This window comes from Actinomyces bouchesdurhonensis, from assembly GCF_963540955.1.
GTDB lineage: Bacteria > Actinomycetota > Actinomycetes > Actinomycetales > Actinomycetaceae > Pauljensenia > Pauljensenia bouchesdurhonensis.
The window spans coordinates 16,594-41,017 of sequence record NZ_CAUTSL010000003.1; the positions used below are offsets into that span (position 1 = coordinate 16,594).

Annotated in this window: 18 protein-coding genes and 1 tRNA gene; 4 read left to right on the plus strand and 15 right to left on the minus strand. The window is 63.3% G+C overall.

Annotated elements, in window-relative coordinates; translation table 11 throughout:
* Positions 1-17 precede the first annotated feature (17 nt).
* The gene (gene uvrA, locus RYL44_RS00920) at positions 18-2,888 is read right to left on the minus strand and encodes an excinuclease ABC subunit UvrA (RefSeq protein ID WP_314974814.1); all 2,871 of its coding nucleotides are present in this window, start codon (positions 2,886-2,888) and stop codon (positions 18-20) included.
* Positions 2,889-2,945: 57 nt separating this feature from the next.
* Between uvrA and RYL44_RS00925 the strand changes: the two genes are divergently transcribed.
* The gene (locus RYL44_RS00925; RefSeq protein WP_073983341.1) at positions 2,946-3,227 is read left to right on the plus strand and encodes a YciI family protein; all 282 of its coding nucleotides are present in this window, start codon (positions 2,946-2,948) and stop codon (positions 3,225-3,227) included.
* 68 nt (positions 3,228-3,295) lie between these two features.
* Here the strand turns inward: RYL44_RS00925 and RYL44_RS00930 are convergent, their stop codons facing one another.
* From RYL44_RS00930 to coaE, 5 genes are all read right to left on the minus strand, one after another.
* On the minus strand, positions 3,296-5,692 hold the full coding sequence (locus RYL44_RS00930; protein WP_314974815.1) for a cation-translocating P-type ATPase: 2,397 nt from the start codon (positions 5,690-5,692) through the stop codon (positions 3,296-3,298).
* Positions 5,676-6,674: a TerC/Alx family metal homeostasis membrane protein gene (locus RYL44_RS00935; protein WP_314974816.1), complete on the minus strand. Its 999-nt coding sequence runs from the start codon at positions 6,672-6,674 to the stop codon at positions 5,676-5,678. The genes RYL44_RS00930 and RYL44_RS00935 overlap by 17 nt, the downstream gene beginning before the upstream one ends.
* A 40-nt stretch (positions 6,675-6,714) precedes the next feature.
* On the minus strand, positions 6,715-7,716 hold the full coding sequence (locus RYL44_RS00940; RefSeq protein ID WP_314974834.1) for a TerC family protein: 1,002 nt from the start codon (positions 7,714-7,716) through the stop codon (positions 6,715-6,717).
* A gap of 275 nt (positions 7,717-7,991) precedes the next feature.
* Positions 7,992-10,073: an excinuclease ABC subunit UvrB gene (uvrB, locus tag RYL44_RS00945; protein WP_314974817.1), complete on the minus strand. Its 2,082-nt coding sequence runs from the start codon at positions 10,071-10,073 to the stop codon at positions 7,992-7,994.
* Between the two features lie 94 nt (positions 10,074-10,167).
* Positions 10,168-10,848: a dephospho-CoA kinase gene (coaE, locus tag RYL44_RS00950; RefSeq protein ID WP_314974818.1), complete on the minus strand. Its 681-nt coding sequence runs from the start codon at positions 10,846-10,848 to the stop codon at positions 10,168-10,170.
* A gap of 91 nt (positions 10,849-10,939) precedes the next feature.
* Between coaE and brnQ the strand changes: the two genes are divergently transcribed.
* Positions 10,940-12,289 (plus strand): branched-chain amino acid transport system II carrier protein, encoded by a 1,350-nt coding sequence (gene brnQ / locus RYL44_RS00955; RefSeq protein WP_314770453.1) that lies wholly within the window; start codon positions 10,940-10,942, stop codon positions 12,287-12,289.
* A gap of 367 nt (positions 12,290-12,656) precedes the next feature.
* Here the strand turns inward: brnQ and rpsA are convergent, their stop codons facing one another.
* Positions 12,657-14,093 (minus strand): 30S ribosomal protein S1, encoded by a 1,437-nt coding sequence (gene rpsA / locus RYL44_RS00960; protein ID WP_073983347.1) that lies wholly within the window; start codon positions 14,091-14,093, stop codon positions 12,657-12,659.
* 169 nt (positions 14,094-14,262) lie between these two features.
* Entirely contained in the window at positions 14,263-16,992 is a 2,730-nt protein-coding gene (gene polA / locus RYL44_RS00965) for a DNA polymerase I (protein WP_314974819.1), read from the minus strand.
* Here polA and RYL44_RS00970 point away from each other — a divergent pair.
* Positions 16,991-17,467, plus strand: coding sequence for a PaaI family thioesterase (locus RYL44_RS00970; protein ID WP_073983349.1), 477 nt, complete (start codon positions 16,991-16,993; stop codon positions 17,465-17,467). The genes polA and RYL44_RS00970 overlap by 2 nt on opposite strands.
* An 81-nt stretch (positions 17,468-17,548) precedes the next feature.
* On the opposite strand, the gene RYL44_RS00975 is transcribed toward RYL44_RS00970, so the two are convergent.
* Positions 17,549-18,139 (minus strand): ANTAR domain-containing response regulator, encoded by a 591-nt coding sequence (locus RYL44_RS00975; protein WP_073983350.1) that lies wholly within the window; start codon positions 18,137-18,139, stop codon positions 17,549-17,551.
* Positions 18,140-18,203: 64 nt separating this feature from the next.
* Between RYL44_RS00975 and RYL44_RS00980 the strand changes: the two genes are divergently transcribed.
* A tRNA-Leu gene (locus RYL44_RS00980) sits at positions 18,204-18,280 on the plus strand.
* Positions 18,281-18,411: 131 nt separating this feature from the next.
* On the opposite strand, the gene RYL44_RS00985 is transcribed toward RYL44_RS00980, so the two are convergent.
* From RYL44_RS00985 to trpC, 6 genes are all read right to left on the minus strand, one after another.
* Positions 18,412-18,627, minus strand: coding sequence for a hypothetical protein (locus tag RYL44_RS00985; RefSeq protein ID WP_073983351.1), 216 nt, complete (start codon positions 18,625-18,627; stop codon positions 18,412-18,414).
* A 249-nt stretch (positions 18,628-18,876) separates the two neighbouring features.
* Positions 18,877-20,316: a pyruvate kinase gene (gene pyk / locus RYL44_RS00990; protein ID WP_073983352.1), complete on the minus strand. Its 1,440-nt coding sequence runs from the start codon at positions 20,314-20,316 to the stop codon at positions 18,877-18,879.
* A 123-nt stretch (positions 20,317-20,439) separates the two neighbouring features.
* The gene (gene lgt, locus RYL44_RS00995) at positions 20,440-21,414 is read right to left on the minus strand and encodes a prolipoprotein diacylglyceryl transferase (protein ID WP_276739658.1); all 975 of its coding nucleotides are present in this window, start codon (positions 21,412-21,414) and stop codon (positions 20,440-20,442) included.
* Positions 21,411-22,220: a tryptophan synthase subunit alpha gene (gene trpA, locus RYL44_RS01000; RefSeq protein WP_314769485.1), complete on the minus strand. Its 810-nt coding sequence runs from the start codon at positions 22,218-22,220 to the stop codon at positions 21,411-21,413. The genes lgt and trpA overlap by 4 nt, the downstream gene beginning before the upstream one ends.
* Before the next feature lies 1 nt (position 22,221).
* On the minus strand, positions 22,222-23,517 hold the full coding sequence (trpB, locus tag RYL44_RS01005) for a tryptophan synthase subunit beta (RefSeq protein WP_314769486.1): 1,296 nt from the start codon (positions 23,515-23,517) through the stop codon (positions 22,222-22,224).
* Positions 23,514-24,365, minus strand: coding sequence for an indole-3-glycerol phosphate synthase TrpC (trpC, locus tag RYL44_RS01010; RefSeq protein ID WP_073983356.1), 852 nt, complete (start codon positions 24,363-24,365; stop codon positions 23,514-23,516). Before trpC ends, trpB begins: the two co-directional genes overlap by 4 nt.
* Between the last annotated feature and the right edge of the window lie 59 nt (positions 24,366-24,424).

Here is a 24,424-nt window from a genome sequence, read left to right on the forward strand (position 1 = left end):
GAGGTCCATACTAACCATTACTTGCGCGAGCTCGCGGCGTCGCGCGCGGCCTCCTTCGCGAGGACCTCGGCCAGGTACTGGCCGGTGAATGATTCCTTCACCTTCGCGACCTGTTCGGGCGTCCCCTGCGCGACGAGAGTGCCGCCGCCCGCGCCGCCCTCGGGACCCATGTCGATGATCCAGTCGGCGCTCTTGATGACGTCCAGGTTGTGCTCGATGACGATAACCGTATTCCCCTTGTCCGCCAGGGACTGCAGGACCAGCAACAGCTTGCGGATGTCCTCGGAGTGCAGGCCGGTCGTGGGCTCGTCGAGCACGTACACCGTGCGGCCGGTCGAGCGTCGCTGCAGCTCGGAGGCCAGCTTCACGCGCTGGGCCTCGCCGCCCGACAGAGTCGTGGCGCTCTGACCGAGGCGCACGTAGCCCAGGCCCACCTCCACGAGCGTGTTGAGGTGGCGGGCGATGCGCGAGATCGGGGCAAAGAACTCCGCGGCCTCCGAAATGGGCATGTCGAGCACGTCCGCGACCGTCTTGCCCTTGTACTCAACCTCGAGGGTCTCGCGGTTGTAGCGCGCGCCATGGCAGACCTCGCAGGGCACGTACACGTCAGGCAGGAAGTTCATTTCGATCTTCAAGGTGCCGTCACCCTTGCAGGACTCACAGCGCCCGCCCTTCACATTGAAGGAGAATCGGCCCGGGCCGTAGCCGCGTACCTTCGCCTCCTGCGTCTCGGCGAACAGCTTGCGGATCTGGTCCCACACGCCCGTGTAGGTCGCCGGGTTGGAGCGCGGCGTGCGACCGATCGGACTCTGATCCACGTGCACGACCTTGTCGAGCTGGTCAATGCCCGTAATCGTGCGGTGGCGACCGGGAACCATGCGCGCGCCGTTGAGGCGCGAGGCCAGGGTGCGGTACAGGATGCCGTTGACGAGCGTCGACTTACCGGAGCCGGACACGCCTGTGACGGCCGTAAAAACGCCGAGCGGGAAGGACACGTCGATGTCCTTCAGGTTGTTTTCCCGCGCGCCCTTGACGGTCACGACGCGCTTCTTGTCGATCGGGCGACGCGTCGGCGGCACAATGATGCGGCGCTTGCCCGACAAGTACTGTCCGGTCAGCGACTTGCGGTTCGTCAGCAGCTCGGAGAGCGGACCCGAGTGGACGACCCACCCGCCGGTTTCGCCAGCACCGGGGCCAATATCGACGATCCAGTCGGCCGCCTCCATCGTCTCCTCGTCGTGCTCGACGACGATGAGCGTGTTGCCCAGATCCCGCAGGCGCTCCAGGGTGGCGATGAGCTTGCGGTTATCGCGCTGATGTAGACCAATGGAGGGTTCATCCAGAACATAGAGAACACCAACGAGGCCGGAACCGATCTGCGTCGCCAGGCGGATACGCTGCGCCTCACCACCCGACAGTGTTCCAGCGCTGCGCGAGAGCGTCAGGTAGGTGAGCCCGACGTCCACGAGGAAAGCCAGGCGGGCCTCGATCTCGGTGAGGATCGGCTCGGCGATCGAGCGTGCGCGCTGCTCGAGTTCGACGTTGGCAAGGAAAGCGCGCGCCTCCGAGATGGACATGTCGGAGAGCTCGGCGATCGACTTGTCCCCGATGTGCACGGCGAGAACCTCAGGCTTCAGTCGCGCACCGTGGCACGTCGGGCACGGAATCTCACGCATGTACGAGTCGAGCTTCTCGGACACGGCGGCCGACTCAGTCTCCTCGCGCTTGCGCTCGATGTAGTTGACCGCCCCCTCGAAGCCGGTCGTGTAGGAGCGCTCGCGCCCCCAGCGGTTGCGGAACTTGACGGTGACCTCGTAGTCCTTGCCGTACAGGACAGCGTCCTTGACCTTTTTGGGAAGGTTCTTCCAGGGGGTGCCCATCGCGAAACCCAGCTCCTTGGAGAGAGACTCGAGGAGCTTCTTGTGGTATTTGAAGTTCGAGTTCCAGGGGATCACCGCGCCGTCGGCGAGGGAGAGTTCCTCGTCGGGGACGACCAGCTCGGGATCGACTTCGAGGCGGAAGCCCAGGCCCGAGCAGTCCGGACAGGCGCCGTAGGGGGCGTTAAAGGAGAAGGTGCGCGGCTCGATCTCGTCGAGAGCGAGCGGGTGATCGTTGGGGCACGCGCGCTTCTCCGAGAAGCGACGGCGACGCTCAGGGTCGTCGGCGTCCAGGTCCACGCAGTCGATGACAACCAGGCCCTCGGAGAGGCGCAGCGCTGTCTCCACGGAATCGGTCAGGCGTTGGCGCATGCCCTCACGCACAACCAGGCGGTCGATGACGACCTCGATCGTGTGCTTAAGTTTCTTCTCCAGCTTCGGGGCGTTCTCGAGGCGCACGGCCTCCCCGTCGATGATCGCGCGGGTGTAGCCCTCGGAGCGAAGCTCGTCGATGAGGTCCTGGTACTCGCCCTTGCGCCCGCGCACAACCGGGGAGAGGACCTGGAAGCGCGTGCCCTCATCCATCGTGCGAACGCGATCGACGATCTGCTGGGGTGTCTGCGCCTGAATGCGAGCCCCACATTCGGGGCAGTGCGCGACGCCGGCGCGGGCGTAGAGCAGACGCAGGTAGTCGTGGATCTCCGTGATTGTGCCGACGGTTGAGCGCGGGTTACGCGATGTCGACTTCTGGTCAATGGAAACCGCTGGTGACAGGCCTTCGATGAAGTCCACGTCCGGCTTGTCCATCTGGCCCAGGAACTGACGCGCATAGGAGGACAGCGACTCCACGTAGCGGCGCTGCCCCTCGGCGAAAATGGTATCGAACGCCAGCGATGATTTGCCCGACCCAGACAGGCCCGTGAAAACGATCATTGCGTCGCGAGGAAGCTGCAGGTTCACGTCCTTGAGGTTGTGTTCGCGGGCACCCTGGATAATTAGCTTGTCATGCACCCCTCGATCCTATCCGCCCCCTAGGCAAAAGCGCGGATCAGGGCTAGTGTTATGCGTATGGCATACTATGCAGTTGAATACGTGTACAACCCCTCGATGGCCGCAACGATGGACGAAGTCCGCCCTCGGCACCGCGCATTCCTGTCCGGACTGCTCGAACAGGGGATCAACGTCGCATCGGGTCCGCTCGTCGACGAAGTCCCCGGAGCACTCCTTCTCATCAAAGCCGAGAGCGAAGCCGACGTCGAACGCGTCCTCAATGAGGATCCTTTCTACGTCGCTGAGGTCATTCAGGCGCGCCTCATCCGCGAGTGGAATCCCGTCATCCGGGTGTTCTGATCGCACGTCGCGAACGAGGCCGGGGCCGGGTTGATACCCGACACTGGCCTCGCCTCGTCCCCGCTCCCCTACTCCTGGAGCGAACGAGCAAACTGGTGCGCGTAGAAGATACGTTGAGCGATCTCAATGAGGGCAGCCGAACAGGCACCGACGCACAGGATAACGAGCCACTCGTATCCGTTGGGCGCGACCATCGAGAAGAAGTCACGCACCGGAGCAATGAGCACGCCGCCGACCGTCGCGGAGATGACGCTCGCCAGCAGGACCCACTTCCACAGCGACAGGGGCCGCGAAGTGATCACGAGCAGCCAGATGGCGCCTAGCATGAGGGACAGGATCGCGGCCGTCGACTCACGCGCCTGGGGCGGGCCATCCACAATGCCGAAGGCGACAAGGGCAGTAGTCGCCAAGATGACGCCCGTCGGCATCGCGAGCGACAGGGTGCGCCTCAGGAATCCGGGCACGTAGCGGCGTGGGTTGGGCCACAGCGCCAGGAAGAAGGCGGGGATCCCGATCGTCAGTGAGTCAATGTAGCTGAACTGGCGGGGCAGGAACGGATAGCGCCAACCGACCAGGGCGGTGACGATCACCAGCACCGCCGCGTACGTGGTCTTGGCGAGGAACAGCGAGGATACGCGCTCCATGTTCGCGATGATGCGTCGCCCCTCCGACAAGACCCCGGGCAGGACCGAAAACTTCGAGTCAACGAGCACGATCTGTGCGACCGCCTTCGTGGCCTGCGTGCCGTTACCCATCGCGATGCCAAGGTCGGCGTCCTTGAGCGCCAGGGCATCGTTCACGCCGTCGCCCGTCATGGCCACGCAGTGATCGCGCGCCTGCAGGGCTCCCACCATGGCCCGCTTCTGCTCGGGCGTCACGCGCCCGAACACGTCGTGACTCTCGATCGCGTCGTTGAACGCCTCCGAGGTCAGGTCCTCAGGAAGGTCGCGCGCGTCCATGAGGCGAGCGGGAGAACCGTCGGGTGCCGTCAAGCCCGCCTGCGCGGCAAGCGCCCCAACCGTCGTCGGGTTGTCGCCCGAAATGACGCGCACATGCACTCCCTGCGAACGGAAGTAGTCCAGCGTCTCGGCCGCATCCTCACGCAGGTCCTCCTCCAGAACCACGAGGGCGGCCACCGCCCGACGTGCGGGCAGCTCGTCGTCGACCACGGCCTCGTCAGCACGCACCAGCGCCACGACGCGGGAGCCCTGCGCGGCAATGGCGCGCACCCGCTCCAGGAGAACCGCGTTCGTCGCCACGGCCTCGTCGATAACGAACTCGGGAGCACCCAGGATCCACGACTCGCGCCCGGTCCCCCACGCGCTCCACTTGCGGGCCGAGGAGAAGGGAACGGACCACTCGATGCGCTCGAAGGCCCCGGCCTGCTCGGCTTCTCCCAGGTGCTGCCAGATCGCCTCGGCAGTGGCATTGGTGCGGTCGCTCGAGGCGCTCGCGAGGGCGCGCAGCACCGCCTCCGTGTCCCCCGAAACCACGTCGACCTCGCGCACGCGGATACCACCCGTCGTCAGCGTGCCAGTCTTATCCAGGCACAGGCAATCGACGCGGGCCAGCACCTCGACGGCCGGAAGCTCCTGAACGAGGACGCCCCGGCGTGCCAGTGTCGCCGATCCGATCGCGAAATTCATCGACGTGAGCAGCACCAGGCCCTGGGGGATCATGCCGATGACGGAGGCGACCGACAAGACAAGAGCCTCGCGCCAATCCCCGCCCGATCCTCCGGCAATACGGTTCTGCGAGTAAAAGGTCATCGCAACAACCGGGAGCAACATGACGGAGACGACCTGCAGCACGCGGTTGATCGACACCTGGATCTCGGACACGGTACGGGTGAAGGCGCGCGCCTGCTCGGACAGGCCCTGTGCGTACACGCGCTCGCCGACCGCCGTGGCCACCATGCAGCCCGAACCGGCCACCACGCTGGTGCCCGCCAGGAGCTGGTCGCCCTCTTTCTTCTTGACGGGGTGCGACTCGCCGGTGAGCAGCGACTCGTCGATCTCGAGGCCCGCGGAGGCCAGGACCGTCCCGTCCACGCTCACCTGATCGCCGAGCGTCAGCTCGATAACGTCGTCGAGCACGACGTCGCGAGCCGGAATGACCGACAAGGTTCCATCGCGCAGGACGCTCGCCTGCGGGGCGTCCACAATCGCCAGCGAATCCAAGGTGCGTTTCGCGCGCAGCTCGGACACGATGCCGATGACCGCGTTGATCACCATAACTCCGCCGAAAATGCCGTCGCGCAGGTCACCGAACAACAGCACGATGATCGACGCGCCCACGATGATCGCGTTAAAGAGCGTCAGCACGTTCTCTCGAACGATAGACGCCACGGAACGCGACGTGCGGTCCTTCACGCGGTTGACCGCGCCGCGGGCGACGCGCTCCGCGACCTCTGCCGCACTCAGGCCGCGCTCGCCGAGGCGCGTCACGTCAGCGCTCACGGGCATCCCCCTCATCCATCGCGGTACGTATCAAAGACGCGACAACAGTCACCGCCAGCGTCACGACGATGACGCCCAGCGATACCGACACGGAAATGTTGGGCGCCCACTCCACACCCCGCCCGCTGTTGATAAACGGGAGGGTGTTGGCGTGCAGCGCCTCCAAAATCAGCTTGACGCCGATGAAACTCAAAATTACCCCGAGGCCGTAACCCAGGTAGACGAGCTTGCTAAGTAATGCATCAACGAGGAAAAACAACTGACGCAACCCCATTAGGGCAAACACGTTGCAGGCGAACACCAGGAAGGCCTGCTGCGTGATGCCGAAGATCGCGGGAATCGAATCGAAAGCGAACATAAGATCCGCGGACCCCAGAGCCAACACCACAACGGCCAACGGTGTCAGATAGGTATGCCCACCGTGACGATACAGGAGACGATTACCGACAAACCCATCCGTAATCGGCAAAACATGACGCACGAGACGAATGAAGCCGTTCTCGTGGTACTCCTCGTCTTCCTCTTCGCCCCGGGCAGTCTCCCGAACTTGCGACACGGCGGTCCACAGCAGCCACGCGCCAAAAATAAAGAACACCCACGAGAAGCGAGAGACCAACGCGGCGCCGAGCAGGATGAAGGCGAGCCGGAGCAACAAGGCAATAACGATGCCGAGCAGCAGCGCCTTCTGCTGATTCTCCCTGAGCACCCGGAACGCCTTGAGGATGAGAATGAAAACGAAGAGGTTGTCGACCGAGAGCGACCACTCCATCGCCCAGCCTGCGTAGAACTCCTGCGCGTACAGCCACCCGTTCGTCAGCCAGATACCGACGCCGAAGAGGGCAGCGAGCCCCACGTAGAAAAGGGTCCATCGGCCCGCCTCAGCGGCCGTAGGCGGATGCGGGTTGCGTGCGTGCCCGAGGAAGTCGATGACGACGAGTCCGATGGCGACGAGCGCCAGGATCCCCCACGCCCACGGGTGAATAACCATGAGTACCTCTTAACTATTCGTCCGGGAAATTTTATCGCCCTCAGGCGGCGCTGTCGTCGCTTCCACGGCGAACACGAGACGCGGCGAGCGAAGCTGCGACCGTGATCATGATCGTGACCACGATGAATCCGAGTGAGAAGGCGATCGACGGCTCGGGGACCATCGTGATCTCGTGACCGCCGTTAATGAAGGGCAGCTCATTGGTGTACAGCGCGTGGTTGATGAGCTTGAAGCCGATGAACCCGAGAATCGCGGCGAGGCCGTAGTGCAGGAACACGATGCGGTCGAGCAGGCCGTCGATGAGGAAATAGAGCTGACGCAGCCCCAGCAGCGAGAACGCGTTGGCGGCGAACACCAGGTAGGCCTCGGAGGTCAGCGAGTAGATCGCGGGGATCGAATCGACGGCAAACATGACGTCGGCGGTACCGATCGCGATGACGCACAGCAGCATCGGCGTGATATACGTGCGTCCACCGTGGCGGTACAGCATGCGCGAGCCGATGAAACCGTCGGTGACGGGCACGACCTTCGACACCCAGCGCACGATCGACGGCGGGCGGTAGTCCTCGTCCTCCTCGTCGCCGCCGATGCCCTCACGAACCTGACTGATTGCGGTCCACATGAGCCACGCGCCGAAGAGGTAGAACACCCACGAGAAGTTCTCGATGAGCGCGGCGCCCGCGAGAATGAAGATGAGGCGCAGCACCAGCGCGATGACGATGCCCGCCAGCAGGACCTCCTGCTGATTCTTGCGGGGCACGCGGAAAGTCGACAGGATAATGACAAAGACAAAGAGGTTGTCAATGCTTAGCGCCTTCTCGGTGATGTAGCCGCCCAGGTATTCCTGTCCGTATTGCGGCCCCCAGAGCGCCCACACGATGCCGCCAAAAATCAGGGCGATCGCGATGTAGGCGATGGACCACCAGGTCGCTTCCTTGAGCGTTGGTTCGTGGGGGGTGCGGACGTGGCCGACGATGTCGACGACGATCATGGTCACGATGATGCCGGCCAGGACGATCCAGGCGAGCGCGTGCACGTGCATACGTGGGGCCTCCGGTACGAGTCGGGTACCGGAGGTCTCCTCCCGCCAGAAATCCTGGCCGGTGACGCCGGAGGCCGCGCCGCGTGGGCGGGCCGTCGTGATGACGACGCCACTGTTGGTGGGAGTACTCCCCTCCGCTAACACTTCTAGTCTAGTCAGACACAGCGACGGGCGCGCTCACCCAGGTAAGTGGCGTCTGTCGCTCACCGAATCGTGGGCCACGGGGACGAGGCCGCCGCGTGCTCGCGTGAGCCTGCCGACGGCGTCTGGTCGGCTCAGTGGGCGCGCTTCATGGCGCGCAGTTCCTTCTTGAGATCCTCGATTTCGTCGCGTAGGCGCGCCGCGACCTCGAACTGGAGGTGCTGGGCGGCGGTCATCATCTGGGCAGACAGCTCCTCGATGAGTTCGGCAAGCTCAGCCTCCGCGCGCTGACCAGGATTCGAGACGGCAGGCGTCGCAGCCGCACCTCGGTCGCGCGCGCTCTTCTCCTTGCGGTACCCGCCCTCGAGGAGGGTCTGCGTGTCAACCTGCTCGCGGGCGAGCATGTCGGTGACGTCCGAGATCTTCTTACGCAGCGGCTGCGGGTCGATGCCGTGCTCCTTGTTGTAGGCGATCTGGATCTCGCGGCGACGCATCGTCTCGGAGATGGCCTCGTTCATGGAGTCCGTCATGTTGTCCGCGTACATGTGGACTTCGCCGGACACGTTTCGTGCGGCGCGACCGATCGTCTGGATGAGCGAGCGGGTCGAGCGCAGGAAGCCTTCCTTGTCGGCGTCGAGGATGGACACGAGGGAGACCTCGGGCAGGTCCAGGCCCTCGCGCAGCAGGTTGATGCCCACGAGCACGTCGAAGGTACCCAGGCGCAGTTCGCGCAAAAGCTCGACGCGGCGCAGCGTGTCGACGTCGGAGTGCAGGTACTCGACTTTGACGCCGCGCTCGGCCAGGTAGGTCGTGAGCTCCTCGGCCATCTTCTTCGTGAGCGTGGTGACAAGGACGCGCTCGTCTCGTTCGACGCGCAGGCGCACCTGTTCGAGGAGATCGTCGATCTGCCCCTCGGTGGGCTTGACGACGACGAGCGGATCGACCAGGCCCGTCGGGCGGATGATCTGCTCGACCACCCCGTCGGAGCGCTCAAGCTCGTAGGGGCCGGGCGTCGCGGACAGGTAGACGGTCTGGCCGATGCGCGCCGTGAACTCGTCCCACTTGAGGGGGCGGTTGTCCATCGCGGAGGGCAGGCGGAACCCATAGTCGACGAGGGTGCGCTTACGCGACATGTCGCCCTCGAACATCGCGCCGATCTGCGGGACGGTCACGTGCGACTCATCGATGATGAGCAGGAAGTCGTCGGGGAAGTAGTCCAGCAGCGTGTGCGGCGGCGTGCCGGGTCCGCGCCCGTCGATGTGACGCGAGTAGTTTTCCACGCCCGAACACGACCCGATCTCCTTGAGCATCTCCAGGTCGAAGGTCGTGCGCATGCGCAGGCGCTGTTCCTCGAGGAGCTTGTTCTGGCCGCGGAACCACGCGAGGCGGTCATCCAGCTCTTCTTCGATGGAGGCGATCGCCTTCTTCATGCGTTCCTCGCCGGCCACGTAGTGCGAGGCCGGGAACAGGTAGGTGTGGTCGACCTGGTCGATCACGTCACCAGTGAGCGGGTGTAGCACCGCGAGGGAATCAATCTCGTCACCGAACATCTCAATGCGAATCGCGAGCTCCTCGTAGACGGGGATGATCTCGATCGTGTCGCCGCGCACGCGGAACGTGCCGCGCGTGAAGGCCATGTCGTTACGCACGTACTGCATGGCGACGAAGCGGCGCAGCAGTGCGTCGCGGTCGATGATCATGCCGCGCTCGAGTTCGATCATGCGCGCCACGTATTCCTCGGGGGTGCCGAGGCCGTAGATGCAGGACACCGAGGAGACGACGACCGTGTCGCGGCGGGTGAGCAGGGAGTTCGTGGCGCTGTGCCGCAGTCGCTCGACCTCATCGTTGATCGAGGAATCCTTCTCGATGAACGTGTCCGTCTGGGGGACGTAGGCCTCGGGCTGGTAGTAGTCGTAGTAGGACACGAAGTACTCGACGGCGTTATTGGGCAGCAGCTCGCGGAACTCGGCCGCAAGCTGCGCGGCGAGCGTCTTGTTGGGTTCCAGGACCAGCGCGGGACGCTGAAGCTCTTCGATGAGCCAGGCGGTGGTCGCGCTCTTGCCCGTGCCAGTGGCACCCATGAGGACGACGTCCTGCTCGCCGTCGCGAATGCGAGCGGCCAGCTCACGGATCGCCTTGGGCTGGTCGCCCGACGGCGTGTAGGGGGAAATGACCTCGAAGGGCTTGTCCTGGCGGATGACGGGGGTTTCGCTCACTCCCCTACGCTACCGCCCGCGCCCTGGCGGCGCGCGAAGAACCCGCCCGGGTGCGCGGCGAGCGAAAGTGCGCCCCAGCCTCGTTCATGGCCCCCTAAAGGTCGGTGGTCAGCCAACACTCCCACACCTGCGTGCACACCTGCGCCAGATCGTCCGTGCTTCCGCAGTTATCGATCCACACGTGCGCGATTGCGCGGCGCTGCTGCGACGAGGCCTGGGCGCGGATGCGGGCGCGCGCGTCCTCGGGCGACACTCCCCTGCCCTCCAGGCGCGCGATCCGTGCCTCGAGGGGGGCGTCGACGATGACGACGGCGTCGAAACGCTCCGCCCCTGCCCCCTCGAGGAGAAGAGGGACGTCATAGACGGCGAGCGAACCGGCGGGGGCAGCGCTCAGGATCTCCCAGGCGCGACGCTCGATGGCTGGGTGCGTGATGGCGTTGAGTGCTGCGACGCGCTCCTCGGCTCCCTCGCCCGCGAACACACGCCGAGCCAGGCCCGCACGATCGAGAGTCCCGTCAGGCCGAATCAGGTCCGCCCCGAAGCGCGCGGCAACCTCGGCGAGGGTACCCTTCCCAGGCTCCATTATCTCGCGCGCGATGGCATCGGCGTCCGCGACGACGGCGCCCAACGAAGCGAAGGTGGCAGTCACGGTGGACTTACCGGAGCCAATCCCACCGCTGACCGCGACCACGCGGGAGGGCCCCGCTGTGCGAGCCGGACCCAGGGGGCGCAGGAGCGTGGCGGAGCATCGCCCGCACGAAAGTGACGTCGTCATCGCACCAGCGTATCCTTCCTGCGGTTGCGTATACGTACCCTCATGCAAGAATTGGTGCTGTTAAAGCCCCCACACAACACAGTGAGTAGCAGTGACGAACACAGTCAACGACGGTTCCACCCAGCGCTCAGGTACCGCGGTCCTTATCGCGACCTCACTGACGCTCTTCTCCATGTTCTTTGGGGCCGGTAACCTTATTTTCCCGCCGATCATGGGTGCGTCCGCCGGCTCGAACGTGACCCCCGCGATGATCGGCTTCCTTATCGGCGGTGTCGCTCTCCCCGTCATCTCGATCATCACGATCGCCCTGTCCGGCACCGATATCCGCGACCTCGTCAGCCGCGCCGGAAAGTCCTTCGGCCTCGTTTTCTCGGTGTTGGTCTACCTGTCCATCGGCGCGTTTTATGCCCTCCCGCGGACGGGTGCCGTCTCCTTCTCGACGGCTATCGCGCCCGTCATCGGTACGAAGTCAGTGCTCGCCTCGGTCCTCTTCAACTTGATCTTCTTTGGGATCGCCTTTTACCTGTGTTGGAACCCGACAAACATTATCGACAGCCTCGGCAAGGTGCTCACACCTATCCTGCTGGGCCTGCTCGTCCTCCTCGTGTTTCTCTGCCTGGCATCACTGCCGGCTTCGCACGACGCACCCACCGGCGAGTACGTCCACAACCCTCTGGCCGCCGGCCTGTTGGAAGGCTACATGACGATGGATTCCATCGCGGCTTTGGCCTTCGGCATCATCGTCGTCACGTCGCTGGGGCACACCGGCGGCGGCATCGGCGCCAAGGTCGTGCGCCGCACCTCCACCGCGGCACTCATCGCTGGTGCGCTCCTGGGCGTGGTCTACGTCGGCCTGGGCCTGATCGGACACGTCATCCCCAACGCGCAGAGTTACACGGACGGCGCGAGCCTCCTGGCCGATGCGGCGCGCTCGACGATGGGCTGGCCGGGTCACATCGTCTTCGGTCTCATCGTGCTCACAGCCTGTATGACGACCGCGGTGGGACTCATCGCCGCCACGTCGGAGTTCTTTAACCGTCTGCTGCCCTCGATCTCCTACCGGGCGTGGATGATCCTCTTCACGCTCATCTCCTTCGTGCTGGCGTCCGCGGGCCTGTCGTCGGTGCTCGCGATCGCGGTGCCGATCATCACCTTCCTCTACCCGATCGCCATCACGGTCGTCTTCATGACGATCGTGACCCATCCCTTCCGCCTGGCCACGCCCGCGACCTGGACCTTCCGCCTGGGCGCGTGGATGGCCGCCGCGTGGTCGGGGGCGACGACGCTCGCGCAGGTCGGCGTCGCCACCGACCGCTTCAACTCCCTGCTCATGTTGAGCCCGCTCCAAGCCAACCAGCTCGGCTGGATCGTGCCGACGCTCTGTGCCGCAATCGTCGGCGCATGCGCGGACGTGGCACTGTTGAAGCGATCTGCTGCCTGACTTCCATCAATCACTAACCCGGCGCATCGGCGAGCGGGGTCTCGTTGAGCGGGATCTCGTTGTCTGTGCGCCGCGGCCACGACGCAACCCCGAGCAAAAGTCGCACGTAATTTACAACGGTCAGTTTTCGACTCCCTCTCAAAACGTTGCAATTCCAACGAAGCGACTTCAATGTTTGAAATACTCGCAGGGGAATTACGTGCGAGATTGCTGAGCAACCAGGCCGGTCGAAGATCTGGATAAGGCAGGACTTGGCGGCAGCCAGAAATCAGACAAAAAGTGGTGGCCCCCAGGAAAACCTGGGGACCACCACTCATGCGTTCACTGACGTGAACTGACGATTCGAAGCTCAGTCACAACGACCGATTCAGTTGTTCGTCAGCTTCTCACGCAGCGCGGCCAGGGCCTCGTCGGACGCAAGGGTGCCCTCGTTGTCGACCGGGGTCGAGTAGGAGGCCTGCTCCTCGATGGAGGGAGCCGCTTCGGCGTCCTCTTCGAGGGCCTTGCGGACCTGAGCCTTGTGGGCCTCCCAGCGGGCCTGAGCCTCGGCGTACTGAGCTTCCCACGCCTCGCGCTGAGCGTCGAAGCCTTCCATCCACTCCTGAGTCTCCGGATCGAAGCCCTCAGGGTACTTGTAGTTGCCGTCCTCGTCGTACTCGGCGGCCATGCCATAGAGCGAAGGATCGAACTCTTCAGAGTTCGGGTCGACGCCCTCGTTAGCCTGCTTGAGGGACAGGGAGATGCGGCGACGCTCCAGGTCAATGTCGATGACCTTGACGAAGACCTCTTCGCCGACCTTGACGACCTGGTCCGGCAGCTCGACGTGGCGCTGAGCCAGCTCGGAGATGTGGACGAGGCCCTCGATGCCGTCCTCGACGCGCACGAACGCGCCGAAGGGGACCAGCTTGGTGACCTTGCCGGGCACAACCTGGCCGATGGCGTGGGTGCGGGCGAAGGCCTGCCACGGATCTTCCTGGGTGGCCTTGAGGGACAGGGAGACGCGCTCGCGATCCATGTCGACGTCGAGAACCTCGACGGTGACTTCCTGGCCAACCTCGACGACCTCGGACGGGTGGTCGATGTGCTTCCAGGACAGCTCGGAGACGTGAACCAGGCCGTCGACACCGCCAAGATCGACGAAGGCGCCGAAGTTGACGATGGAGGAGACGACGCCGGAGCGCACCTGGCCCTTCTGGAGGGTGTGCAGGAAGTTCGTGCGGACCTCGGACTGGGTCTGCTCGAGCCATGCGCGGCGAGACAGGACCACGTTGTTGCGGTTCTTGTCGAGTTCGATGATCTTCGCTTCGATCTCGCGACCGATGTAGGGGGCGAGGTCGCGGACGCGACGCATCTCGACGAGAGAGGCGGGCAGGAAGCCGCGCAGGCCGATGTCGAGGATCAGGCCGCCCTTGACGACCTCGATGACGGTACCGGTAACGACGCCGTCCTCTTCCTTGACCTTTTCGATCTTGCCCCACGCACGCTCGTACTGAGCGCGCTTCTTCGACAGGAGGAGACGGCCTTCCTTGTCTTCCTTCTGGAGGACGAGCGCCTCGATCTGGTCGCCCACGGCAACGACGTCGTCGGGGTTGACGTCATGCTTGATGGACAGCTCACGAGAGAGGATGACACCCTCGGTCTTGTAGCCGATGTCAAGGAGGACCTCGTCGTGGTCGACCTTGACGACAGTGCCCTCGACGATGTCGCCATCGTTGAAGTACTTGATGGTCTCGTCGATGGCTGCGATCAGGTCTGCTTCCGAACCAATGTCGTTGATAGCGACCTGCGGCGTATTCGTGGTCATGTAGTAGTTTCTCCGAAACGGACTGGATAGTAGATGGACAGTTCCAGCGCCTGCGGACGAATGCGGATGCACCTGTCCCCAGGCACCGCGGTCCAGTTTAGCAGCCTTGGACGCGCAAATGTGACGAATGTAGCGCCACTTTACGTGGCGTGCGTCGCCAAGTCGGCGCCTAATGGGCGGCGAGCTGCCACGACGCGCCGATGCCGACGGCGACGTCCAGGGGGACGGACAGCGTGACAGGCGATGCCATCTTGGCCCGGACGAGCTCTTCGACGGCCTTCTCCTCGCCGGGGGCGACCTCGAGGAGGAGTTCGTCGTGGATCTGCACGAGGAGGCGCGAGGCCAATCCGGCCTCGCTCAGCGCGGAGGCGACGTCCAGCATGGCGATTTTGACGATGTCGGCGGCGCTGCCCTGAATGGGCGCGTTGAGCGCGGCGCGTTCGGCCATTTCTCGGCGCTGGCGGTTCGTCGAGCGCAGGTCGGGCAGGTAGCGGCGGCGTCCGAACATGGTCTGCGTGTAGCCGTCGGCGCGGGCCTGGGTGACGAGGCCCTCGAGGTAGTCTCGGACTTTGCCGAAGCGCTCGAAGTAGCGTTCTCGCAGGGCTGCCGCCTCGGGGACGGGGATGCCGAGCTGGGCGGCCAGCCCGTAGGAGGACAGGCCATAGGCGAGGCCGTAGGAGGTGGCTTTGATGCGCGAGCGCTCCTCGCCGGTGACGTCGGCGACGGGCGTGCCGAAGACCATGGATGCCATGGTGCGGTGCAGGTCCTCGCCGGAGTTGAAGGCCTCAATGAGCGCCTCATCTCCGGAGAGGTGGGCCATGAGGCGCATTTCGATCTGCGAGTAGTCGGCGCTCATGAGGGACTCGTAGCCCTGGCCCGCGACGAAGGCGCCGCGGATACGCATACCGTCTGCACTTCGCGCAGGAATATTCTGCAGGTTCGGATCGGAGGAGGCCAGGCGTCCGGTGGCAGCGGCAACCTGGGAGAAGGTCGAGTGGATGCGGGAATCGGATGCGATGGTGGCGGACAGCGAATCCACCATCTGCTTGAGCTTAATACGATCGCGGTGGGTGAGGAGGAATCCGAGGAAGTCGTGCCCCGCTCCCCCGCGCTCCTCAGTTTTGGCCCACAGGTCCGCCAGCGCGTCGGCGTTCGTCGTGTAGCCAGTCTTCGTTTTCTTCGTCTTAGGCAGGCCAAAGTGGTCGAAGAGAATCTCCTGAAGCTGCTTAGGGCTGGAGAGGTTGACTTCGCGTCCGGCGGCCATCCAGGCTCCTTCACGCGCGGCATCGACGGCCTTGCCGAGTTCAGTTGACAGACCGTCAAGAACGTCCGCGTCCGCGGCGATACCGATAGTCTCCATCTCTTCCAGCAGAATCGACAGGGGCATCTCCATGTCGACGAGGAGTGACGTCTCCCCTCTCTCATCGAGGGTTGCGCGCAGTTTGTGGGCCAGCGGGTGGAGCGCGGCGGCCAGGCGGCCCGCGCGCACCTGCGCGGCGCTGGGACCGGCGCCGATCTCATCCATGTCGAAGAGGGCGTCAGCTGCACGCGTCTCTTCCTCAAGAACGAGACCGAGTACGCGGGAGACAACGTCCTCAAGCTTGTGTGAACGCTGATCGGGGTGGGCAAGGTAGGCCGCAAGCATCGTGTCGAAGCCGACCTCACCGAGCGTCCAGCCGCGCGCCGCCAGGGCGTGTCTCGTTCCCTTCGCGTCGTGAACGATCAGGGACGAGGCCTGGGCGAGAACGTCGGCCACAGCCCGCTCCTGCGCTGGGCTGAGTTCGGCGGGGTCAACAACGAGCGCGTCATTGGTACCAGCGAGGACGAGGCGCGAGACGTCGCCGCGGGTCGGGCGTACATCGCCTTCGATAAGGAGAGCGAGGGGCGCTCGCGCTGAGGTCCAAGCAGTGATGTCACACGAGGCGTCGGCGAGATGAACCTCAATCTGCGCCTCAGACGCGGAGGATTCCACGGCCTCGACAATGGGCCTGTCCCTCATGCCGATGCCCGATACCTCACGGACCTTTGCGCGCAGGTGAGCGAATTCGAGGGAGTCGAAGAGCCGGTCAACAGCAGCCAGGTTCGTCGGGCGCCGGGCCAGATCAGCGGGACCGACTTCTAAGTCCATGTCGGTCAAGAGTCGGTTGAGGCGACGATTACGTATGACGTCGTCCATGTGCTCGCGCAGGGCCGCCCCTCGCTTACCACCGATCTCGTCGGCGCGCGCCAGGAGATTGTCCAGCCCGCCGTACTTGTTGATCCATTGGGCGGCTGTCTTAGGCCCCACTCCGGGCACGCCCGGCAGGTTATCCGACGTCTCCCCGACAATCGCCGCAATCTCCGGGTAGCGCTGTGGAGGCACCCCGTACTTCGCTTCGACTGCCGCAGGCGTCATTCGGCGCAGGTCGCCAGGACTCGCGCCCGGGTACAGCACGGTGACGTTATCCGTCACCGTCTGGAACGAATCGCGGTCACCAGAGACAACAAGGACGGTCGCGCCTTCATGGCCCGCCCGGTAAGCCAGAGTCGCTAGGATGTCGTCCGCCTCGAAGCCTTCGCGCGAGAGCGACACAATGCCCATCGCATCCAAAACTTCCCGTATCAGCTCCACCTGTCCCTTGAATTCCTCGGGAGTCGCATCACGTGTCCCCTTGTACTCTGGGTATTCTTCGGTCCTAAATGAGTGCCGCGACACGTCAAAGGCCACCGCCACATGCGTCGGTCGCTCCGTCTGAAGTAGGCGCGTGAGCATTGACACGAAGCCGTACACCGCGTTCGTATGTTGCCCAGTCGCAGTTACGAAGTTATCCGCGGGGAGCGCATAGAACGCGCGAAACGCCATCGAATGGCCGTCAATAATCAGCACAGTGTCACTCACACATGACACCCTAGATGCCATGACACACGATCACCAGACGAAACACACCATAGCGTCCACGCCTGATCCCCTCGCCCGGGGCGGTTGGGTGGGTGCCCACTGGCCAGGGACACTCATGGAAGTCACCGGCATGGAAGTGCTCGAGCACACGGCTGCGCGCACCGTGATCTCGATGCCCATTGACGGCAACCGTCAGAGCGCCGGAATCCTCCACGGTGGAGCATCGGCTGCCCTCGCTGAGACCGCAGCCTCCTTCGCAGCTCAGATTCACGCGCGCGAGACAAACCCAGGCAAGCAAGCCTACGCGGTCGGCACCGAGCTCAACGCCTCTCACATCGCCGCCGGGCGCAGCGGAATCGTCACTGCGACAGCGACGGCGGTGCACCTGGGTCGTTCTTCGACCGTACACACCGTGGAGATCCGCGATGAGGCCAACCACCTCGTTTCGGTGGCACGCGTCACCAATCGCATCCTGGTGCGTTCCGCGCACGCCTGACACCTCGATGGGCACCGATCTTGGGACAGTGAAGGCGGGGAGATCCTATGACTCTCCCCGCCTTCACACTCATGTATTCGATTAGTCGTCGACCTGGTTGATGACAGCGTCAGCGACCTCTCGCATAGAGAGGCGACGATCCATTGATGTCTTCTGAATCCAGCGGAACGCCTCCGGCTCACTCATACCCATGTTCTTCATGAGCAGTCCCTTCGCTCGGTCCACGCGCTTGCGGGTCTCGAAGCGATCAGTCAGATCGGCGATCTGATCCTCAAGGGACTCAATCTCAGCGTGACGCGACAGGGCGATCTCAACAGCGGGAATCAGGTCGGAGGGACTAAAAGGCTTAACGACATAGGCCATCGCACCGGCGTCCCGCGCACGCTCAACGAGTTCGGTCTGCGAGAATGCGGTCAGCATCACCACCGCACAGGAAAGTTCCTGCAAAATCTTCTCGGCTGCTGTGATGCCATCCATCTTCGGCATCTTGACATCCATCACACAAAGATCAGGCTCGAGCTCCAGGGCCAGCTCGACAGCCTCTTCGCCATCGGCAGCTTCGCCGACGACTTCAAACCCCGCCTGGGTTAGAGTCTCAACGATGTCGAGACGAATCAGCCCTTCGTCCTCAGCGACGAGAACGCGACGTGGTTCAGCCTGCTGTTCAGTCATTGTCATATTCCTCAGTTTGATCGGTGTGCTCAGCTGCTCTATCCTGGGTTTCGCACAAGCGAAAGCCCCGATAGCCCAACTGGCAGAGGCGGTCGGCTCAAACCCGGCTTGTTGTGGGTTCGAATCCCACTCGGGGTACCACCATTGGAGTACGTCACTAATGGTACCGGCAAACAGGTACCGACGCGACGCTGTGACCATTATTGATACGAGTATATTTCGCGTACGAACGGGGGCCGACAAGCAACGCTTGTCGGCCCCCACCGTATCTCTCAGGCGACGACGCTCAGCTCCAGTCCGAGGTACTCAGCTGCCGCCCCCCTACGGGTCGGCTCGTCGAGATCGGCGATCGCCTGCTTGACTCTCGTATCATGGAAGTCAGCAAACCACGGCTCAACGGCTCGCGAGAGCTGCGCGACCTCCAAGTTGTTGGCCACGCGGCCAAACAGAGTGTCGTGGACCGACACGGTCCGGATATTCGTATTCATTTCTTCCTCCTTCTTCAATTGTGGGCGCGCGGAAACGTGCTTTGATCGCACTGGCATTCCGCTGAGCGCCCGCAGCAAGCTGCTGCTCTAGCCGCACCGTCGTTGGTGCACCCACACACGTCGTAACGCGTATCCGAGTACTCTATTCCACCGATTTAGTTTTGTCCACATGAATGTACAGAAGGTCCAACAAACGACAGTGGTGGGGTGCCGACCGAGTCGGCACCCCACCACGAGCGCGTCTCACACTTAGCGAGTCCCACCAATTGCGTAATCGGCCTCGTCTCCAACTTCGTGAATACGCAGCATGTTAGAGGAACCGGGGATGCCGGGCGGCATGCCGGCGACGATGACGAGCTGTTCGCCAATCTCAGCCAACCGGGCGGACTGCACAACTTGGTCGAGTTGCCACACCATATCGTCCGTATGCCGAACCTCGGGAACACGGTACGTCTGGATGCCCCACGACAAGGCCAGGCGACGACGCGTCGATTCGAGCGGCGTGAAGGCCAGCATTGGGATCGGTCGACGCATACGCGACAACAAGCGAGCCGAGGTGCCTGACTGGGTGAAGGTCACCAAGTAACGGGCATCCATATGTTCGGCGATACGAGCGGCGGCCTCACAGATGACCCCTGCGCGATCAGCGAAGAAACCGGGAATCGAAGCGATGCGTTCACCGCCATTCTCCTCGGTGGACTCGATAATAGCGGCCATTGTTCGCACTGTTTCGATAGGGAACGCCCCTACAGAGGTTTCACCCGAAAGCATGACTGCGTCGGCACCGTCAAGAATCGCGTTGGCGCAGTCGGAGGCCTCAGCGCGGGTCGGTCGCGGATTCTTGATCATGGAGTCCATGACCTGGGTGGCCACGATGACGGGCTTTGCAGCAATGCGCGCCAACTCAATTGCGCGTTTTTGGACCAGCGGCACTGCCTCAAGAGGCATTTCAACACCCAGATCACCGCGGGCGACCATGATGCCGTCGAAAGCCTCCACGATCTCTTCGAGGGCCTCAACAGCCTGCGGCTTCTCGATCTTAGCGATGACCGGAATGCGTTTGCCCATCTCGTCCATGATTGCATGAACGTCCTCGATGTCTTTGGCGGAACGCACGAAGGACAGGGCGATGAAGTCGGCATCCTGCTCTATACCCCACCGCAGGTCTTCCTTGTCTTTCTCAGACAGGGCAGGCACAGAGACAGCGACGCCAGGCAAATTCAGGCCCTTATGGTCGGAGACCATGCCAGGGACCTCAACTCGAGTCACGACGTCGGTCTCAGTGACCTCAAGAACACGGACAGCGACGTTACCGTCGTCAATGAGCAGGCGGTCGCCGGGAGCACAGTCACCGGGCAGTCCCTTGAAGGTAGTACCAACGAGTTCCTTCGTTCCAGGAACGTCGCGGGTCGTGATCGTGAAGGTGTCACCGATCTTCAGCTCCTGTGGGCCGTCCTGGAAGGTCTCCAGCCGGATTTTCGGACCCTGAAGGTCGACGAGAATCGCGACCGCGCGGCCCGATGTCGCAGATGCCTTTCGAACGCGCGAAATGACGGCCTCATGTTCCTCAGCCTTTCCATGCGACCGGTTGATACGCGCGACATCCATGCCGGCGTCCACCAGCGCCTGGAGCTGCTCAGGAGATTCTGTGGCAGGTCCAATAGTGCAGACAATCTTAGCTCGACGCATGAGGCTAAGTTTACCGCCCAGTCACCCACTGACCCCTCAGGAACTCGACGCGCGCGACGTGATCATTCCCATGAAATAGGGGCTGACGGGACTATTGACATAGTGCGAATGCGATGGAATCGCTTATGGGCATTCCCTCTCTGCCTCCGAGTCAGCCTCGCAACGATTTTCGACGCCAGCACCGTCACGCATTGAAGCCTCTTCAGGAAGCTGCGTGTCTTCCGATTCCTCGATGTCACTCGTCGTCGCTCCGGCGTCCTCCGCCGGTTGACCGACGCACACAACCTCGCGGGGTCTACCCAGACGACCAGCGACCAAGTAGAGTGCCAGTCCAACGGCAAAGACCACCAGAGAAGTCCACACGTTCAAACGCAGACCAAGCACCGTGTGCGCGTCGTCAATACGCATCATCTCGATCCAGCTGCGACCAGCGGTGTAGATCATTAGATACATCCCAAAGAGCTGCCCGGCAGCAAAGCGTCGCCGCCTCTCAAGCCAGACGATGAGCGCGGCGCCGGCCAGATTCCACAGGCTCTCGTATAAGAATGTAGGATGAAAAAGCGTTCCCGCGGCGTAGCCGATGGGCATGTGCGCCGCGTCGATTTGGAGCCCCCACGGCACGGTCGTCGGCCCGCCGAAAAGCTCCTGGTTGAACCAGTTTCCCCACCGACCGATCGCCTGGGCGACAAGCAGCGCTGGTGCCAGCGAATCGGCGATCGGACCGAAAGCAACGCGTGCCCGCCTAACCGCGATGAACGCACCGAGAGCGCCAAAGGCGACCCCTCCCCAAATACCGAGGCCACCACGCCAAATTTGCAACGCAAGAACTGGATCGCCTCCGGGTCCAAAATAGGCCTCGGGGGACGTCACGACATGATAGAGGCGCGCGCCGACGACACCGAACGGGATCGCCCACAACGCGACATCGTAGATCGTGTCGGCGTTGCCTCCGCGCGCCACGTAGCGGCGTGCAGTCCACCACACGCCGATGACCATGCCAACGGCGATAATAATGCCGTAGGCACGCAACGGAACTGACCCGAGGTACCACACGCTCTGGGATGGAGAGGGGATACCCGCGGCAACGGATACACTCACGCGCGGACCCCACTCACACCCGCTTTGAGTTCGCTGGCCAGCGCACTCAACGCCTTCAAGCCGCGGTCGAGGTCCTCATCGAAGAGTGTCCTCACAAGCGCGGACCCAACAATAACTCCGTCCGCGTACGCGCCGATTTCACGCGCCTGCGCGCCCGTGGAGACGCCGAGGCCCACGCACACTCGCTGAGCACCCGCTGCACGCGTGCGCGCCACGACATCCTTGACATGCTCACCCACTGTTGCGCGAGCGCCCGTGACACCCATCGAGGACGCCGCGTACACCCAGCCCCGAGAATGCTCGGCGATCAGCTTCAGTCGGCGTTGCGGTGACGAAGGCGCAGTCAGGTAGATACGCTCAAGGTCATATTTGTCCGAGGCCGCCTCCCACTCGGCGCCCTCTTCGGGAGGCAGATCGGGCGTAATGAGGCCCGAACCGCCCACTGCTGCGAAGTCCTTGGCGAAACGTTCAACGCCCCACCACTCAACAGGGTTCCAGTAGGTCATCGAGGTCGTCGAAACACCGTACGAGGTCAGTTCATCCACCGCGTGAAAGAGATCCTCCAGGTGCGTGCCATGCTCGAGGGCCGCGACGCTCGCGCGCTGAATGGTGGGACCGTCCATGCCGGGATCCGAATAGGGAAAGCCCAGCTCAATGGCGTCGACGCCAGCGTCCGCGAGGACCTTGCCAGCACGAATTGAGTCGCCGACGGACGGGAACCCGACAGGCAGGTAGGCAATCAATGCGGCGTTGCCACGCTCCAGTGCCGCATCGATGGCGACAGCGCTATGGGGTGCTCGCGTCATCTCACTTCTCCTCTTTCTCATCCAAGACGGCCACGCCGGACGGGCCAGCACTGGGGTCAATCACCTGCAGCTTCGCATGTCCGTATCCGAACCAGCGCGATGCGGTATCCACATCCTTGTCGCCGCGCCCTGACACGGTCACGATGGCAATGGGTTCACCTCCCTGCTCGAAGGACCCCTCAGCCTTGACCTTCATGCGGGCCCACGCACGCACTCCTGCGAGCGCGTGAGCGGACTCGATGGCCGGGATGATGCCCTCCGTGCGCGACAAGTGTAGGAAAGCATCCATGGCCTCGGCGTCGGAAATGGGCATGTAGGAGGCTCGGCCGCTCCGGGCAAGCCAGGCGTGCTCGGGGCCAACACCCGGGTAGTCGAGGCCCGCGGAAATCGAGTGCGAGGCCTTCGTCTGACCATCGCGTTCCTGCAGGACGAAGGTGCGTGCTCCGTGGAGTACTCCGACCTGGTCAGCCGTGATAGATGCGGCGTGGCGCCCGGTCTCAAAACCGTCGCCAGCGGCCTCACAGCCGAGCAGCTCGACACTCGGATCGTCGATGAAGGCCGTGAAAGAACCGATCGCGTTCGAGCCTCCGCCCACGCAGGCGACAACGACATCGGGCAAACGCCCCTCGGTTGCAAGCAGCTGGGCGCGTGCTTCGTCACCGATGACACGCTGCAGGTCACGCACGAGTTCGGGGAAGGGATGCGGCCCGGCAGCCGTCCCAAAGATGTAGTTCGTCGTCTCCACGTTGGTCACCCAATCACGGAAGGCCTCATTGATGGCGTCCTTAAGCGTCGCTGACCCAGCCGTCACGGCAATGACCTCAGCACCCAGCATCTGCATGCGCGCGACGTTGAGTGCCTGTCGCTCAGTGTCCTCGCGACCCATGTAAATCGTGCAATCCAAGCCAAGGAGTGCGGCTGCCGTCGCGGTGGCCACGCCGTGCTGGCCCGCACCCGTCTCAGCAATGACACGAGTCTTACCCAGTTCCTTCGTCAGGAGAGCCTGGCCCAGCACGTTGTTAATCTTGTGCGAACCCGTGTGGTTGAGATCCTCACGCTTCAGGAACACGCGAACGCCACCCAGGTCAGCAGCAAAGCGCGGAGCCTCGGTGAGCAGAGACGGACGCCCCGCATAATTGACGAACAAGTCACGCAAGCGAACCTGGAAAGACCTATCACGCCACAGGCGCTTCCATGCGGCCTCTACCTCTTCGAGCGGCCCCATCAACGATTCAGCAACGAAGCGCCCGCCAAAATCACCGAAGTACGGTCCAGGGGTAAAGTTCTCAGCGCTCATCGCAGTCCTTCCTGACGCGCAGCGGCAACGCGCGCTTTCCGATCGGTGCGCAGCGCGGGGTGTTGCCCCGCACTCACCATGTCCTGAATGCTCGCACGGGGATCGCCCGACGTAACGAGCGCCTCACCAACGAGCACGGCGTCCGCGCCCCACTTGGCATACTCGAACACATCGTGCGCTGTAGCCACGCCCGACTCCGCGACTGCCACAACATCCTGTGGGATCACGTCAATGACCTGCTCAACGGTGGAGCGATCGACCTCAAGGGTTTTCAAATTACGAGCGTTCACGCCGATAATAGATGCGCCCGCTTCGAGCGCTCGTAGTGCCTCCAGACGCGAATGGGTCTCAACCAGCGCTTCCATTCCCAGCGAACGCGTGCGCTCCAGCAACGAGACAAGAACGCTTTGCTCCAGCGCAGCCACGATCAGTAGCACGAGGTCCGCTCCGTGCGCACGCGCCTCGTGGATCTGATAGGGAGTCACGATAAAGTCCTTGCGCAGCACGGGAATCTCAACCGCCGCACGCACCGCATCCAGGTCGGCCAGTGAGCCCTTAAAACGGCGCTGCTCGGTGAGCACAGATACCACGGAAGCTCCCCCGGCCTCGTATACCGAGGCCAGAGCAGCCGGATCCGGTATCTGCGCGAGCGCGCCCTTCGACGGGGAGGAACGCTTGACTTCCGAGATAATCTTGACCGCGCCATCACGATTGCGTAGCGCACCGAGTGTATCCTTCGCCTCTGGCGCAGCAGCAGCCATTTCCTTGACACGGCTCAGAGGAACGCGTTCCTCGCGTTCTGTCAGGTCTTCGAGGACCCCCGCAATTATGTCATCGAGAACGCTCACGACGCTCCCCTTTCACCGGAAAACAGTTGGACTCCATCAAGGCTAGCGAATAATACGGA